The sequence below is a fragment of the Rhodoferax bucti genome, assembly GCF_005876985.1.
Taxonomy (GTDB): Bacteria; Pseudomonadota; Gammaproteobacteria; order Burkholderiales; family Burkholderiaceae_C; genus Allorhodoferax; species Allorhodoferax bucti.
On sequence record NZ_VAHD01000006.1, the window covers coordinates 74275 to 89423 of the forward strand.

The 15149-nt window shown below is 61.0% G+C and carries 16 protein-coding genes; 5 read left to right on the forward strand and 11 right to left on the reverse strand.

Annotated features, from left to right (window positions below; genetic code table 11):
- Nucleotides 1-43: 43 nt before the first annotated feature.
- A complete protein-coding gene (gene grxD, locus FDM28_RS17110; RefSeq protein ID WP_138517352.1) occupies nucleotides 44-370 on the reverse strand; it encodes a Grx4 family monothiol glutaredoxin in 327 nt (108 codons plus the stop codon).
- A gap of 112 nt (nucleotides 371-482) precedes the next feature.
- Here grxD and FDM28_RS17115 point away from each other — a divergent pair, with 112 nt between their 5' ends.
- The gene (locus FDM28_RS17115) at nucleotides 483-959 is read left to right on the forward strand and encodes an FKBP-type peptidyl-prolyl cis-trans isomerase (RefSeq protein ID WP_138517354.1); all 477 of its coding nucleotides are present in this window, start codon (nucleotides 483-485) and stop codon (nucleotides 957-959) included.
- 168 nt (nucleotides 960-1127) lie between these two features.
- Nucleotides 1128-2891 carry a 2-isopropylmalate synthase gene (gene leuA / locus FDM28_RS17120; RefSeq protein WP_138517356.1) on the forward strand — a complete coding sequence of 588 codons (1764 nt, stop codon included), beginning with the start codon at nucleotides 1128-1130 and terminating at the stop codon, nucleotides 2889-2891.
- Here leuA and FDM28_RS17125 read toward each other — a convergent pair.
- The 3 genes from FDM28_RS17125 to prmC all read right to left on the reverse strand — a co-directional run bounded on the left by FDM28_RS17125 (nucleotide 2888) and on the right by prmC (nucleotide 5352).
- Nucleotides 2888-4036 carry a DUF4268 domain-containing protein gene (locus FDM28_RS17125; protein WP_138517358.1) on the reverse strand — a complete coding sequence of 383 codons (1149 nt, stop codon included), beginning with the start codon at nucleotides 4034-4036 and terminating at the stop codon, nucleotides 2888-2890. The genes leuA and FDM28_RS17125 overlap by 4 nt on opposite strands.
- Before the next feature lie 71 nt (nucleotides 4037-4107).
- Nucleotides 4108-4446, reverse strand: coding sequence for a zinc ribbon domain-containing protein YjdM (locus tag FDM28_RS17130; protein ID WP_138517359.1), 339 nt, complete (start codon nucleotides 4444-4446; stop codon nucleotides 4108-4110).
- 75 nt (nucleotides 4447-4521) lie between these two features.
- On the reverse strand, nucleotides 4522-5352 hold the full coding sequence (gene prmC / locus FDM28_RS17135; RefSeq protein WP_138517361.1) for a peptide chain release factor N(5)-glutamine methyltransferase: 831 nt from the start codon (nucleotides 5350-5352) through the stop codon (nucleotides 4522-4524).
- Between the two features lie 117 nt (nucleotides 5353-5469).
- Here prmC and FDM28_RS17140 point away from each other — a divergent pair, with 117 nt between their 5' ends.
- Nucleotides 5470-7008, forward strand: a complete 1539-nt coding sequence (locus FDM28_RS17140) for a methyl-accepting chemotaxis protein (RefSeq protein ID WP_138517363.1) — start codon at nucleotides 5470-5472, stop codon at nucleotides 7006-7008.
- A 7-nt stretch (nucleotides 7009-7015) separates the two neighbouring features.
- Here the strand turns inward: FDM28_RS17140 and prfA are convergent, their stop codons facing one another.
- Both prfA and hemA read right to left on the reverse strand, forming a co-directional pair.
- Nucleotides 7016-8125 (reverse strand): peptide chain release factor 1, encoded by a 1110-nt coding sequence (gene prfA, locus FDM28_RS17145; protein WP_138517365.1) that lies wholly within the window; start codon nucleotides 8123-8125, stop codon nucleotides 7016-7018.
- Nucleotides 8126-8274: 149 nt separating this feature from the next.
- The gene (gene hemA / locus FDM28_RS17150) at nucleotides 8275-9534 is read right to left on the reverse strand and encodes a glutamyl-tRNA reductase (RefSeq protein WP_138517367.1); all 1260 of its coding nucleotides are present in this window, start codon (nucleotides 9532-9534) and stop codon (nucleotides 8275-8277) included.
- Between the two features lie 76 nt (nucleotides 9535-9610).
- On the opposite strand from hemA, the gene FDM28_RS17155 reads away from it, so the two are divergent.
- Entirely contained in the window at nucleotides 9611-9880 is a 270-nt protein-coding gene (locus FDM28_RS17155) for a hypothetical protein (RefSeq protein ID WP_138517368.1), read from the forward strand.
- 51 nt (nucleotides 9881-9931) lie between these two features.
- The gene (locus tag FDM28_RS17160; RefSeq protein ID WP_138517370.1) at nucleotides 9932-10591 is read left to right on the forward strand and encodes an HAD family hydrolase; all 660 of its coding nucleotides are present in this window, start codon (nucleotides 9932-9934) and stop codon (nucleotides 10589-10591) included.
- Nucleotides 10592-10604: 13 nt separating this feature from the next.
- On the opposite strand, the gene FDM28_RS17165 is transcribed toward FDM28_RS17160, so the two are convergent.
- The 5 genes from FDM28_RS17165 to ugpA all read right to left on the reverse strand — a co-directional run bounded on the left by FDM28_RS17165 (nucleotide 10605) and on the right by ugpA (nucleotide 15069).
- Complete coding sequence (locus FDM28_RS17165) at nucleotides 10605-11390, reverse strand: substrate-binding periplasmic protein (protein WP_170211837.1); 786 nt, start codon at nucleotides 11388-11390, stop codon at nucleotides 10605-10607.
- A 72-nt stretch (nucleotides 11391-11462) separates the two neighbouring features.
- A complete protein-coding gene (gene ugpQ / locus FDM28_RS17170; RefSeq protein WP_138517374.1) occupies nucleotides 11463-12281 on the reverse strand; it encodes a glycerophosphodiester phosphodiesterase in 819 nt (272 codons plus the stop codon).
- Entirely contained in the window at nucleotides 12278-13315 is a 1038-nt protein-coding gene (gene ugpC / locus FDM28_RS17175; protein WP_138517377.1) for a sn-glycerol-3-phosphate ABC transporter ATP-binding protein UgpC, read from the reverse strand. Before ugpC ends, ugpQ begins: the two co-directional genes overlap by 4 nt.
- Before the next feature lie 15 nt (nucleotides 13316-13330).
- Entirely contained in the window at nucleotides 13331-14182 is an 852-nt protein-coding gene (ugpE, locus tag FDM28_RS17180; RefSeq protein WP_138517379.1) for a sn-glycerol-3-phosphate ABC transporter permease UgpE, read from the reverse strand.
- Entirely contained in the window at nucleotides 14182-15069 is an 888-nt protein-coding gene (gene ugpA, locus FDM28_RS17185) for a sn-glycerol-3-phosphate ABC transporter permease UgpA (RefSeq protein ID WP_138517381.1), read from the reverse strand. Before ugpA ends, ugpE begins: the two co-directional genes overlap by 1 nt.
- Between the last annotated feature and the right edge of the window lie 80 nt (nucleotides 15070-15149).

A 15149-nucleotide genomic window follows, 5' to 3' on the forward strand; every position in this document is an offset into this window, starting at 1 on the left:
TGGCGGGGCCGGTCTTGTGTGCCAGCTTGCTCGCCGGGTGGGTTTAACCGGCTTGGGTACCGAGCACTTGGACCAGCTCGCCGGATTCGTACATTTCCATCATGATGTCCGAGCCACCGATGAACTCGCCCTTGATGTAGAGCTGGGGGATGGTGGGCCAGCTGCTGTATTCCTTGATGCCTTGGCGGATGCCGTCGTCTTCGAGCACGTTGACCGTCTTGATGGTCTTGGTGTCCACGCCGCAGGCCTTCAGGATCTGGACGGCGCGGCCGGAGAAGCCGCACTGGGGAAAGCTGGCCGTGCCCTTCATGAACAGCAGGATCTCGTTGGATTTCACCAGTTCGTCAATGCGTTGTTGTGCGTCGCTCATGTCAAAAATTCCGAGTAGATAGATACCCTAATTATTTCACCTTCGCCCCGGCTTGTCGCCGCTCAGTGGCCTAGGCGCACGGCGGACAAGGCTTTTTACGATAATCGGGGGCATGAACATCACCAAAAACACCGCAGTCACCCTGCAATTCAAGATTTCCGACGCCACCGGCAAGTTGCTGGACCAGAGCCAGGAACCCATCGCCTACCTGCATGGCGGCTACGGCAACACCTTCCCCAAGATTGAAGAAGCGCTTGAAGGCCAGGCGGCCGGCTACGCCACTACCGTGGAGCTGGCCCCAGTCGACGCGTTTGGCGAGTACAAAGAAGCGTTGCTGCAAACCATTCCCAAAACCCAGTTTCCCCCGGGCGTGAAGGTGGGCGGCCAGCTTGAAGGCCGTGCTGAAGACGGCCAGACCATCGTGTTCAACGTGGTCAAGATCAAAGGCCCCGTGGTGCACCTGGACGGCAACCATCCCTTGGCGGGCAAGACCCTGCGCTTTGCGCTCAAGGTGCTGGAAGTGCGTGCTGCCAGCGAAGAGGAAATTGCGCACGGACACGTGCATGGTGCCCACGGCCATCACCATTGATTGCTTGGCAATTCGTCCGAACTAGGATGGATTGCTGATTTCTTGAAAATATCGGCATAAATTGCCGATATTTTTTCTAACGTGGCAAATAACGCAATCGGCTGCCCGGCCTGCGGGGCTACGATACCAGTCTAGAAATTGGTTTTGTGCCCTTCAGGAGTTTTTGCCGTGTTGTCCAACCCCGCTACCAAATACCGCGCCTTCCCTGCCATTGACCTGCCTAACCGGCAGTGGCCCACGCGCAGCATCACCCAGCCACCTATTTGGATGAGCACGGACCTGCGGGACGGCAACCAATCCCTGTTTGAGCCCATGAATGCGGAGCGCAAGATGCGCATGTTCCGCACGCTGCTGCAAGTGGGATTCAAAGAGATCGAGGTCGGCTTCCCCAGCGCCTCGCAAACCGACTTTGACTTTGTGCGCGAATTGATCGAAGGCGGCCATGTGCCGGACGATGTCACCATCGAGGTGCTCACCCAGTCCCGCGAGCACCTGATCCGCCGCACCATTGAATCGCTCCAAGGCGCCCGCCGCGCCATCGTGCACGTGTACAACGCCACCGCCCCCGTCTTCCGCGACGTGGTGTTTGGCATGAGCAAGCCGGAGGTCAAAGAGTTGGCCGTGTCTTCGGTGCGCTTGATCAAAGAGATCACCGCCACCATGCCGGAGACCGAGTGGGTGCTGCAGTACAGCCCCGAGGTATTCACCAGCACCGAACTCGAGTTTGCCTGCGAAGTGTGTGATGCTGTCACCGCAGAGTGGGGCGCCACACCCGCTAATAAGGTGATCCTCAACTTGCCTGCCACCGTGGAAGTGTCCACCCCCAACATTTATGCTGACCAGATCGAGTGGATGCACACCCATTTGGCCCGCCGCGACAGCGTCATCTTGAGCCTGCACCCGCACAACGACCGCGGCACCGGCGTGGCGGCTGCCGAGCTGGGCATGATGGCCGGCGCCGACCGCGTGGAAGGCTGCTTGTTCGGCAACGGCGAGCGCACCGGCAATGTGGACCTGGTCACCCTCGCCCTCAACCTGTATACCCAAGGCGTGAGCCCCGGTCTCGATTTCTCCGACATCAACGCCATTGCCCGCACCGTCGAGCATTGCAATCAGTTGCCCATCCACCCGCGCCACCCGTATGTGGGCGACCTGGTGTTCACCGCGTTCAGTGGCTCCCACCAGGATGCCATCAAGAAAGGCTTTGCCGCCCAAAAGGCGGCCGGCCCGGATGCGATGTGGAATGTGCCCTACATGCCCATTGACCCCGCCGACGTGGGCCGTAGCTACGATTCGGTGATCCGCGTGAACAGCCAGTCCGGCAAGGGGGGCGTGGCCTATCTGATGGAAGCCGAGTTCGGTGTGGTGATGCCGCGCCGCTTGCAGGTGGAGTTCTCCGGCGAGGTGCAAAACTACACCGACAGCCACGGCGGCGAGATGAGCGCGCAAGACATTTGGAACCTGTTTGACGCCACCTACCTGAACGCGGCAGACGCCAAAGTGCGCTATGTGGAGCATCACCTGTTCGACCACCCCGGCCAGACCGGCAAAGCGCATGTGCAAGGCATTCGCATTGGTGTGGAAGTGGACGGTCAGCCTATGCTGCTGAGCGGCGAAGGCAACGGCCCCATCGACGCGGCAGTTCATGCCTTGCAAACCATTGGCGTGAAGGTGCAGGTGCGCAGCTATGAAGAGCGCAGCACCAAAGCCAGTACGGATGCCGCGAATTCAGAGGGCAGCACAGGCGCTGCGGCCCAAGCCTGCGCTTTCCTGGAGTTGGTGGCGACGAATGGCGATACCGGCAAGGGCGGCGAGCGCTTTGGCGTGGGCATGGACACCAACATCGTGACCGCTTCGGTCAAAGCCTTGATCAGTGGTGTGAACCGCCTGGGGCTGGTGGATGTGGATGCCGTAGAGCCTGTCGCGGCTTAACGCAAGGCGGCACGCAGATGCGGAATCTGTGTGTCGAACGTGTTTTCAAGTCGTTGAATATGCTCGACAAGCCAAGCAATCATGGCGGGCCAGCTCTCGCGGTTGTGCCCGTCGAAAGTTTGGCTGTATTCGATGATGGAAACTTTCTTGTCGTCCATGCGTCGCCATGAAAGCGGGCCGCCAAAGGATTGATCGATCTCTCCGGCGCGGGAAGCCAACACATCAAAAAGCATTTTGTTTTGTTCTTTGAGGGTTCGGCTTAATACAAAGTTCACCCGGACTTCGTCGCGGTTGAAGATCATGGCGTAATGCACTCCGCCGATACCGGCGCCTGCATTGAGCCAGTGGTCTTTGGAGGGGCCTACGTTGCCGTACAGCTTGACCTTGGCCTGCTCCAAGGCCTCCAGGGTTTGATGCCAAAAGTCTGTCCGCAGCTTGTGGCGATTGGCCTGGCCACGTTCCAGCGACTGCTCTTCGACTTCTTTCTCTGAAATGCCAATCATCAACTCTTCTGCTTCGGGTAGCGGAATTAGTTGTTCAACGGTAAGAAAAAGGTCGTTGCCATCTTGGAAAGGCGTCGCTTTGAAACACTTGAGGAGGACACGATGCTTGAGAAGCCACAGCACGGTAGAGGTGACTTCTTTCCGGAATTCGGCAGCGACCATGATGATGCGTTGATCCATGCCGGGGTTGAGCACCACATCATCAAAATCTTCCTTCCCCAAAAATTCACAGATCAGGGTTTTGGCGTCTTGTCCCGGCTGATGCTTGTCCAGATAACGCTGAAAAATGTCGGCGATTTTTTGTTGTGACAAGGTGGAGCAGTAAGAGGCGTACTTCAGCGACTGCCACACCACGTTTCGGCCGGAGTCATCCAGCTTGTTTTCGATGATGACCAGCCCGCCTGCCTTGTCGATGGCTAACAAATCCAGCCGCTCTTTGGTGTCATCGAAGCCGTCGAACTCTTTTTGAATGATGAGCAGGTCTTCACCCAAAGCGTCTGGTTGATTGGCGAGCCACTCTTGAAGGTGGTTGCGCTCGGAGAAGCCCAAATCGGCAAACCGAACCTGTTGAAGTTTGCTGATGCGATTGGTGCCGTGATTGATTCTGTACATGAATGCCTCCTTGTTTTGCAGGGCTTGCACCGTGCGTCCATGTCACCCGGTTTTCCAACTGTAACGCTGGCACACGCTCACACATTTGCAATGACAGCCGCTCACGCCTTCTTCAGGTAGCAGGCTTTGAGCATGAAGCTGCCGCCGTCCATCTTGCAGTCCACCTCGTGGTCGCCGCCCACCAGGCGGATGCTTTTGACCTTGGTGCCTTGCTTGAGCACGGTGGAGCTGCCTTTAACTTTCAGGTCTTTGATCAGCACCACCGCATCGCCGTCCTGCAGCACCTGGCCGTTGGAGTCTTTGACGACTGCGGAGTCTTCGTCATCTTCCGCCGTCGCGGTTTGGGGCCATTCAAAGCCGCAGTCGGCGCAGACGAAGTTGCTGCCGTCGGGATAGGTGTTTTCTAAAGTGCATTGGGGGCAGGCGGGGGTAGTGGACATGGTGTCTTTATCTTTGCTATGAATTCAGGAGCTGCTCGCGCAATATGTACGAGCGCTAGAGGCATATTTTTTTTTTTAATTTTGGGCGGGCCACTGGCCGCCGCTGCAGCGTTCGATGCAGGCCAGATCCCGGCGGCTTTGCACATGACCGAAGCCGGCGGCTTCCAACAGCCCCCGCACCTCACCCGCCTGGTCGTAGCCGTGCTCCAGCAGCAGCCAGCCGCTAGGCAGCAGGCGGCTTCTCGCCTGGTCGATGATGGTGCGGATGTCGTCCAGTCCGTCATCGCCGGCGGTGAGTGCCTGGCGCGGCTCAAAGCGCAGGGCGGGCAGGTGTTCGTCGTTCTCGCGGATATAGGGCGGGTTGGACACAATGGCCTGAAACTGCCCCTGTGTGCCGCTAAGCCAAGAGCCTTGGCAGAACGCCACCGCCAAGCCCAGCCGCTGTGCATTGGCCTGTGCCACAGCCAGTGCGGCGTGGCTGTAGTCCACGGCCTCCACCTGCAGGCTGGGTTGCGTGGCTTTCAGTGCCAGCGCAATCGCGCCGCTGCCGGTGCCCAAATCCACCACCCGGGCGGTGGGGGTGGGGCTCAGCACCTCCAGGGCCCACTCCACCAGGGTTTCGGTGTCGGGGCGGGGCACCAGCACGTCGGAGGTGACGTGCAAGCTAAGTCCGAAAAACTCCTTGTATCCCAGCAGGTAAGCCACCGGCTCGCCGGCCAGGCGGCGGGCAGCCAGCGTTTGCAGGCGAGTGTGTGCGTCTGTGTTCAGTTCGTCCGCATCGTGTGCCAGCAACCAGGCGCGAGCGTGGGTAGGCTGGTCCAAGGCATGTAGCAGCAGGTGCCGGGCATCTGTGGGTTCAAGGCCTTGTCGTTGCAGGTCGGCAAGGGTGTGGGCAATCGTCGGCATCCCTTGATTGTCGTTGACCGCACAGTCGCTCGGGGGATAGGGCTAGGGGCTTTCCTGCTTGACCGCGCAGGGTAATAAAACTCTACTCGGCCCATAGGGCTACAACAAGGGGCTTGTATGTTGAAAAATCTGTCAATCGCCAAGCGCTTGGGTCTGGGCTTTGCGCTGATTCTGGCGATGTTGTTGCTCACCATTTTGGTCAGTATTGTGCGGCTCAACCAAGGGGCTGCCGCAACCCAGACGATGGTGAATGACCCGATTAAAACCGAGCGCTTGGTGAGCGACTGGTACCGAAATATTCACACCGGTGTACGGCGGACTGCGGCGATTGCGCGCAGCTCAGACCCGGCGCTGGCGGAGTTTTTTGCGGAAGACCAGGCCGCCTCCACCAAAAGCTCGGGAGAGTTGCAAAAAACCTTGCAAGACCTGATGGTGTCGGACGAGGAGAAAGTGCTTTTTAAAGAGATTGGCGAGCAACGCAAGATCTACATCGCGGCGCGCGACCAAATTGTGGCGTTGAAGAAAGAAGGCAAGACAGATGAGGCGGTGAAAGCCTTGGACGACAAGTTCATGCCGGCTTCCAAGCTGTACCTGGCCAAGATGGATGCTTTGCTGCATCAACAGCGTGATGCCGTGGATGTGTTGGCCAAACAAATCCAGGAAAACCACGAGAGCAGCCGCCTGCTGTTGGTGGCTTTGGGGGTGGTGAGTTTGTTGTTCGGTGTGGTTTGCGCGTTGCTCATGTCCCGCTCGATCACGGTACCGCTAGCACAGGCCAGCACCATGGCGCAAAAGGTGGCTTCGGGTGATTTGACAGGCCATGTGCAGGTGGACCGGGGCGACGAAGTTGGCCAGCTGTTGGTCAATTTGCGCGATATGCAATCGGGTCTGGTGAGGGTGGTAACCAATGTGCGCCAGGGCTCAGAGAGTGTGTCTACCGCCAGCGCCGAAATCGCCCAAGGTAACAACGACCTCAGCGCTCGCACCGAGCACCAGGCTAGCGCGTTGGAGCAAACCGCTGCAAGCATGGAAGAGCTCAACGCCACCGTCAAACAAAACGCCGACAACGCCCGGCAAGCCAATCAGCTGGCTATGAGTGCCTCCACGGTTGCAGTGCAAGGCGGTGAAGTGGTGAGCCAAGTGGTGGACACCATGAAGGGCATCAACGAGTCCAGCCGCAAGATCAGCGACATCATCAGTGTGATTGACGGCATCGCCTTCCAGACCAATATCCTGGCGCTGAACGCAGCTGTAGAGGCGGCTCGGGCGGGAGAACAGGGGCGTGGCTTTGCGGTGGTGGCTTCAGAAGTTCGATCGCTGGCAGGACGATCTGCCGAAGCCGCTAAAGAAATCAAAACCCTCATCAACACCAGCGTGGAGCGCGTGGAGCAGGGCACGGCCTTGGTCGACAAGGCGGGTGACACCATGACCGAAGTCGTCAGCAGCATCCGCCGGGTGACGGACATCATGGGCGAGATCAGCGCGGCCAGCAACGAGCAAAGTGCCGGTGTGGCGCAAGTCGGTGAGGCCGTCACGTCCATGGACCAGGCGACGCAGCAAAACGCCGCGTTGGTGGAAGAAATGGCGGCAGCCGCCAGCAGCTTGAAGAGTCAGGCCAACGACTTGGTGCAAGTGGTGGGCGTGTTCAAGCTCTGACAGAGCCTTAGTTCAGATTGTTTTCCAGCGCAGCCAGTTGCTGCGCGGCTTCGTAGGCCTGCAGGGCATCCACCACGTCGTCCAGGTCGCCTTCCATTGCGCGGTCCAGCTTGTAGAGCGTGAGGTTGATGCGGTGGTCGGTGAGCCGGCCTTGCGGGTAGTTGTAGGTGCGGATGCGGTCGCTGCGGTCGCCGCTGCCCACCAGGCTCTTGCGCTCGGCGGCGTCTTTGGCGGCGCGCTCAGAGCGCTCTTTCTCGTGGATGCGCGCCGTCAGCACCTTCAGGGCCTGGGCCTTGTTGCTGTGCTGGCTGCGGCCGTCTTGGCACTCGGCCACGATGCCGGTGGGGATGTGCGTGATGCGCACCGCCGAGTCGGTTTTGTTGATGTGCTGACCGCCGGCGCCGCTGGCGCGGTAGGTGTCGATACGCAGGTCCGACGGATTGATCTTGGCGGCCTCTACCTCGTCCTGCTCCGCCAGCACGGCGATGGTGCAGGCGCTGGTGTGGATGCGGCCCTGCGTCTCGGTGGCGGGCACGCGTTGCACCCGATGACCACCGGACTCGAACTTCAACATGCCGTAAGCACCACAGCTGCCGCTACCGGTTTGTGTGCTGCCTTCCACCCGCAGCACCACTTCCTTGTAGCCGCCCAGCTCGCTCTCGGAGGCGTTCATGATTTCGGTGCGCAGGCCTTTGGCGTCGCAGTAGCGGGTGTACATGCGGGCGAGGTCGGCGGCAAACAGGGCGGACTCGTCGCCCCCTGTGCCTGCGCGGATTTCCACAAACGCGGGGCGTGCGTCGTCGGGGTCCTTGGGCAGCAGCATGCGCTGCAGCTCGGTCTCCAGCTGTGCTAGCTCAGCGGTGGCGCTGGCAATTTCTTCCTCGGCCATCTCCGCCATGTCGGGGTCGGCCTTCATCTCCTCCGCACCTGCCAGATCAGCCTCGCGTTGCTGGAATCGCGTCCAGCGGCCGGCGACTGCCGCCACATCGGTGTGCTCGCGTGAGAGTTTGAGGAACTGCTCCATGTCTTTCATGATGTCTTCGCGGGAGAGCAAAAACTCCAGCTCTCCCTGGCGGTCGACGTAGCGGGCAAGTTGTTGGCGGAGAAACGGTTTCATGGGTAAGAAATTCTGCTGGTTAACGTCGCAACGCCGGTAAGGCCCGAGTCGAAGCGAAAAAACAAAATGTGGCTGTTTAGCTCCCCTCTCGCCCGGCGGGGCGAGAGGGGTTGGGGAAGAGGGGGGTGAACCCCGAAGCTTCACCCCAGCTAACGGCTATTCCGCAAGAAGAAGTGCTGGATGGCATTGCCGGCCCGCTCACGCGCAGCCGCGTCGCCGGCATGGAGCTCAGCCATCGCGCCGTGCAGCATTTTTTGGCTCAGGCCTCGGGCCAGCGCTTCCAGCACCGCGTCTACGTCTTCGCCCTTGGCCAGCAGCTTGCGGGCACGGGCGAGTTCGGCGGCGCGCCATTCTTCGGCTTGCGCGTTGAGTTGCTGGATCAGCGGGACCGCACTGCGCTGGTCCACCCAGTGCATAAAGCTTTGTACGCCGGCATCCACAATGGCCTCGGCCTGGGCCACGGCGGCCTGGCGGTTGGCCTGGGCGGTTTGCACCACGCCGGCTAGGTCGTCCACGGTGTAGAGGTACACATCGCCCAAAGCTTTGACTTCGGGCTCGATGTCGCGCGGCACGGCCAGGTCCACCATGAACATGGGGCGGTGTTTGCGCTTTTTGAGTGCGCGCTCCACCGCCCCCAGGCCGATGATGGGCAGGGTGCTGGCGGTGCAGCTGATGACCGCATCAAACTCGTGCAGCCGCTCGGGCAGGTCGGCCAGGCGCATCACCTCGCCGCCGAAGCGGCTGGCCAGCTTTTCGCCCCGCTCCAGCGTGCGGTTGGCAATGGCGATGGCCTTGGGGTTCTTGGCAGCAAAGTGCGTGGCGCAAAGCTCAATCATTTCGCCCGCACCCACAAACAGCACCTTGACCTTGGCTAGGTCTTCAAACAAATTGCCCGCCAAGCGCACGGCCGCGGCGGCCATGCTGATGCTGTGTGCGCCGATTTCGGTAGAGGTGCGCACCTCTTTGGCCACGGCAAACGAGCGTTGGAAGAGCTGCGAGAGCGTGGTGCCCAAGGCGCCAGCCTCGTCGGCCGCACGCACAGCGTCTTTGAGTTGACCCAATATTTGCGGCTCGCCCAGCACCATGCTGTCGAGCCCGCTGGCTACGCGGAACGCGTGGCGGGCGGCTTCTTGGTCGGTCAGGCGGTAGGTGTGGGAGTGCAGCTCGCTGGCAGATACCCCGCCGCTTTGGGCCAGCCAGTTCAGGGTGTGGTCCAGCGCGGCCTCATCGCCAGCGCAGTAGATTTCGGTGCGGTTGCAGGTGGAGACAATGGCCGCCTCCGGGGGGCGGGCCATGCTTTGGCGCAGCCCGTGGAGCTGCGGGGCGATCTGGTCACTGGCGAACGCAAACCGGCCCCGCATATCCAGCGGTGCGGTGGTGTGGTTAATGCCTAATGCCCAGACTGCCATATGTTTAGACCGCGATTATAAAATCCAGCGACCTCCACCCCCCGCATTGGCTTGATTGGCCTTCGCAATGACCGCCATGGGCCCACTCGATCTCCTGAACCACCTGCTGAACTTTGCAGCCCCCGCCTTGGTAGTCGGGCTGCTGCTGGCGATTCTGGCTCCAGTTTTATATAGAAAAGTGCCGATAGCGCACAGCCTGCGTGCGCAAGCAGCTATTAATTTTATAGCGGGCCTGGTGTCGCTGCTGGCCGGACTCGTGTTTTTCGGGCGTGACGGCAAGATGGGCACCTATGCCGCCATGGTGCTGGCGTGTGCTGCAAGCCAGTGGTGGAGCATGCGGCGTTGAGCGGCTGCGCTCCGATTATTTGATTTTCTTTTGATTTTTCGCAGGAGTTGCATGTCTTCACGTTTCAAAGCGGTTTTGTTTGACCATGACGGCACCTTGGTCGATTCCGAGGCGGTGCACCACGCGCTGTGGAACCAGGTGTTGCAACCCTATGGCGTGGAGATTCCGCTGGACGTGTACATGCAGCATTACTCCGGCGTACCTGCTCTGGCCAATGGCGAAGATGTGCGCCAGCGCTACGGTTTGGCCCCCAGCGCGGAGGCACTGGCAGAGGCCAAGAACACGGCCGCCGAGCACTACCTGCAGACCAACGCCTTCCCCTTGATGCCCGAGGTGCGTGCGTGCCTGGCGCGTTTGAACGCGGCCGGCCTGCGCAAAGGCGTGGTCACGGGGGCACGCATGTTTGCGATTGCGGCCACCCTGCGCTCGCACGTCATGGCGGCGGAATTTGAGGTGGTGGTTTCTGCCGACGAGGTGGTGCACAGCAAGCCCGCGCCCGATTGCTACCTGCTGGCTTTGCAGCAAATGGACCTGCAAGCCCACGAAGCCGTGGCCTTTGAGGACACCGAGCATGGGGTGGCGGCGGCTGTGGCGGCGGGCATTGCCTGTGTGGCGATTCCGACCCCGATGTCGGCGGGACAAGACTTCAGTGCCGCTACTGTGCTGCTGCCGGATATGCAGTCGGCGGTGGATTGGGTACTGGGCCGCTAAGCCCCGGCACGGCTCAGGGCTTGCGTAAGCGGGCCACCGTGCCGTCTTTGCGCATGGCGCGGATCGTTTCGTCGATCTCGCGCATGCGCCCGACCAGGGGGGAGCGCTTGCCAATGCAAACCTTCACATCATCCATTGCGAGCACTAACGGGATGGCTTTGATGTCATCGTCCAGCCCGAGGGCCTTGAGTGCGGGCTCCGCGAGATCCTCGACTTCCACAAACACATCGAACCGGCCGGCCAGCAGCATGCGAAAGGCCAGCTCCCGGTCCCGCACGTATTCCACGTGTCGAGAGCCCAGGGTGGCTTTGGTCCAGTTGTTGCCCAATATGCTGCCGAGTTTGAGGCCTGCGAGGTCGGTATTCGTTTGGAACTTGAGGTACTTGGCAAACTGAGGGTGGTCCGCGCGTGCGTAGGCGCTCAACCTGGCTTGCAGCAGCGGCTCGGTGCTCGCCACGGTGTATTCCAGACGCGCCGGAGTGGCTGCGCTCACAAATCCGTCTGCCTCCCCGTGTTCCACCATGGATTGCGCCCGCGCCCACGGGTACGCATGGTGAGTAACGCCCAGTTGGAGCCGCTTGTTGAACAGCTCCTCGACGATGCGGGGCGAGGTGCCGCGCAGCACGCCGTTGTCCAGGTAGGAGAGGGGCGGGAAGTTGTCGGCATACACAAACTTGAAAGCCCGCGTGTCTTTGGCCCGGCTCGTTGTGCTGCCCGCCGCAATAGCCAGTGTGGCTGCCGATAGCAGCCATGTGCGCCTGCCGGGAGGGCTGGGGCTGGCGGATTCGTCTGTCGTCATCGGGTCAGTGTAGAACCCGGCAGCCCGCGCGCAAGAGGGCATTCCTGTAGCGCGCTCGCGGCAGGGGCGTGTTTACACCGGGCTGAACAGGTCCACCCGGTCGGTGATGATGCCGTCGGTATGCAGGTCGATCAGGCGCTGGGCGGCCCATTCGTCGTTCACGGTGTAGCTCAGCGTGCGCATGCCGGCAGCCTTGGCCTGGGTCACGGTGCGGCTGTCCCACAGGGCGTGATTACACACAATGGCCTGGCAGCCCAGGCGCAGTGCGGTTTCCAGCCAGCCGGTCCATAAGGTGTCGAGCAGCAGGCCACGCGGCAATTCGGGTTGGGTGTCCAAGGCGCCTTCCAGCGCTTCGGCGCTGAACGAGGTGAGCAGCGGCGGCACGGCCTGGCCTGCCCACAGGCGGGCAGCGTGCTGCGCGACCACTTCGCCTGTGTGACGCTCGGTGCCGGGGGTGGGCTTGATTTCGATGTTCAGCAAGTAGCCGTTGCGCAGGCAGTAGGCGGCGATGCCGTCCAGCGTGGGAATCGTCTCGCCCGCGTAGGCACGGCTGTGCCAAGCGCCGGCATCGAGCTGGCTTAGGGTGTGCCAAGCGTGGTTGCCTGCAATGGTGTGGTTTGCTACATCTTTGATAGCTACTTGCGCTTGCTCTATGGGCGCTAGCGCCTTGTAGGATGCATTGGTGGTGCGGGTGAGGGTGGCGTCGTGCAGCAAAAAGGGCACGCCGTCGGCGCTGAGTTTCACATCGCACTCGAACATGCGGTAGCCATGGCCGGCCCCGAGGCGAAAGGCAGCCAACGTGTTCTCCGGCGCCAGCTTGCCGGCACCGCGGTGGGCGACCCAGCGGGGGTAGGGCCAGGCGGGGAGGTCGAACACGTTTTCCGCAGTCATACCGACTCCACGCGCTTGCCGGTGGCCGCGTCGAAATGGTGCAGGCGGTCCGCGCGCGGGGTGACGTGCAGGGTGCTGCCCAGGGCGGGCACAGCGGCCGACTCTTCGATGCGGATGATGACGGTCTCATCCGCGTCCGCGGCGTTCAATTTGTGCGCCCACTTGCCGTAGATCAGGCGCTCGGCACCCAGCATTTCCACCGCTTCCACTTGCAGGGCCCATCCGCCAGACGTGATGTCCAGGTGCTCGGGGCGGATGCCGGTGATGACGCCGGGTTTGGCATCCGGTGCGTTTTTGAGCAGGTTCATGGGCGGCGAGCCGATAAAGCTGGCCACAAAGGTGCTGGCCGGGCGGGTGTAGACCTCTTCGGGCGTGCCGAACTGCTCCATCACCCCACCATTCATCACGATCATGCGCTGGGCCAGGGTCATGGCTTCGACCTGGTCGTGCGTCACAAACAGGCTGGTGATGCCCAGCTCGCGGTGCAGCTTCTGGATTTCCAGCCGGGTTTGGGCGCGCAGCTTGGCGTCCAGGTTGGAGAGGGGTTCGTCAAACAAAAACACCTGGGGCTGGCGCACGATGGCGCGGCCCATGGCCACACGCTGGCGCTGGCCGCCGGACAGGGCCTTGGGCTTGCGCTCGAGGTAGGGGGCCAGCTCCAGAATTTTGGCGGCCTTGTCAACGCGCGCCTTGATCTCGTCCATGGGCACGTTGGCGATCTTGAGGCCATAGGCCATGTTCTCAAACACGCTCATGTGCGGGTAAAGCGCGTAGTTCTGGAACACCATGGCGATGTCGCGGTCGCTGGGCTCCAGGTCGTTCACCACGCGCCCGCCAATGGAGATCTGGCCGTAGCTCACTTCTTCCAGTCCTGCCACCATGCGCAAGAGCGTGGATTTGCCGCAGCCGCTGGGCCCGACGATGACGATGAATTCACCATCCTGAATCTGGGCGTTCACGCCATGGATGACCTGGTTGGCCGTTTTGCCGCTGCCGTAGCGCTTGATGACGTTTTTGAGTTCGATGGAAGCCATAAATTCTGAGTCCTATTACTTTTCGGTGTCCACGAGGCCTTTGACAAACCACTTTTGCATGAGCATGACCACCAGCGCGGGCGGCAGCATGGCCAGCATGGCGGTGGCCATGACGATGTTCCATTCGGTTTGTGCGTCGCCGCCGGAGATCATTTGCTTGATGCCGATGACCACCGGGTACATGTCTTCCTTGGTGGTGACGAGCAGCGGCCAGAGGTACTGGTTCCAGCCGTAAATGAACTGAATAACAAACAGTGCTGCCATGCTGGTGGCCGACAACGGCACCAAGATGTCTTTGAAGAAGCGCATGGGGCCCGCACCGTCCACCCGCGCGGCTTCTACCAGTTCATCCGGCACGGTCAGGAAAAACTGGCGGAACAAAAAGGTGGCCGTAGCCGACGCAATGAGCGGCACGGTCAGCCCGGCATAGCTGTTGAGCATGCCCAGATCCGCCACCACTTGGTAAGTGGGGCCGATGCGCACTTCTACAGGAAGCATCAATGTGATGAAGATGGCCCAAAAGAAAAACATGCGGGCCGGAAAGCGGAAGTACACGATGGCAAAGGCCGACAGCAGCGAAATGGCGATCTTGCCGATGGAGATGACCAGGGCAGTAATCAGGCTGACCATCATCATGCGGCCCACGGAGGCGTGGCTGCCGCTGCCTTCGCGCCCACCGGTGAGGGCCGTGACGTAGTTGTCCCACATGTGGGCGCCGGGCCACAGAGGCATGGGCGACTGCACCACGGCGTCAGCCGTGTGGGTGGAAGCCACAAAGGTGATGTAAATGGGGAATGCCACGATGAGCACCCCGATGATGAGGATGGCGTGCGACAAAAAGTCCAGCCAGGGGCGACGTTCGACCATCAGTAGTTCACCTTTTTCTCAACAAAGCGGAATTGCACGACCGTCAACGCGACAACGATCACCATCAGCACCACCGACTGGGCTGCCGAGCCGCCCAAGTCCATGGCCTTGAAGCCGTCGAAATACACCTTGTAGACCAGAATGGCCGTGTCTTTGCCCGGGCCGCCTTTGGTGGCCGCATCGACGATGGCGAAGGTGTCAAAGAAGGCGTACACCACGTTGATCACCAGCAGGAAGAAAGTGGTGGGGGAGAGCAGCGGGAACTGGATGGTCCAGAACCGGCGCCAGGGGCGTGCACCGTCCATGGACGCGGCCTCGATCAGCGATTTGGGGATGCTCTGCAAGCCGGCTAGAAAGAACAAAAAGTTGTAGGACAGTTGCTTCCAAACTGCGGCCATGACGATCAGCGCCATGGCGTGGTTGCTGTTGAGCAGCGGATCCCAACTCGCACCCAGCGCGCGGATGCCGTAGCTCACGATGCCGATGCTAGGGGCAAACATGAACAGCCATAGCACGCCCGCCACCGCAGGCGCTACGGCGTAGGGCCAGATCAGGAAGGTGCGGTAGATGCCGGAGCCTTTGACCACGCGGTCGGCAAATACAGCCAGCATCAGAGAGATGCTCAAGCCGCATACGGCGACCAGTGCAGAAAACACCGCCGTGGTTTTGAAGGAGGCGAGGTACGACGCATCGTTCCACAGGTTGCGGAAGTTCTCCAGCCCGACGAACTGTACCGAGGTGCCGAAGGCATCGCTTTGCTGCACGGATTGCAGCAGGGCTTGTGCTGCCGGCCAGAAGAAGAAGACCGAGATGACGACCACCTGCGGTGCGATCAGCACCCAGGGCAGCCATGCCGACTTGAATACCACCCGTTTTTCAGTTGCCATAGTGGGGGAACAAAGGGTTGTTGTTATGGGGGGTGCAGAAATAGAAAAACGGAGTGGCCGCCTGAGCGGTCACTCCGTCG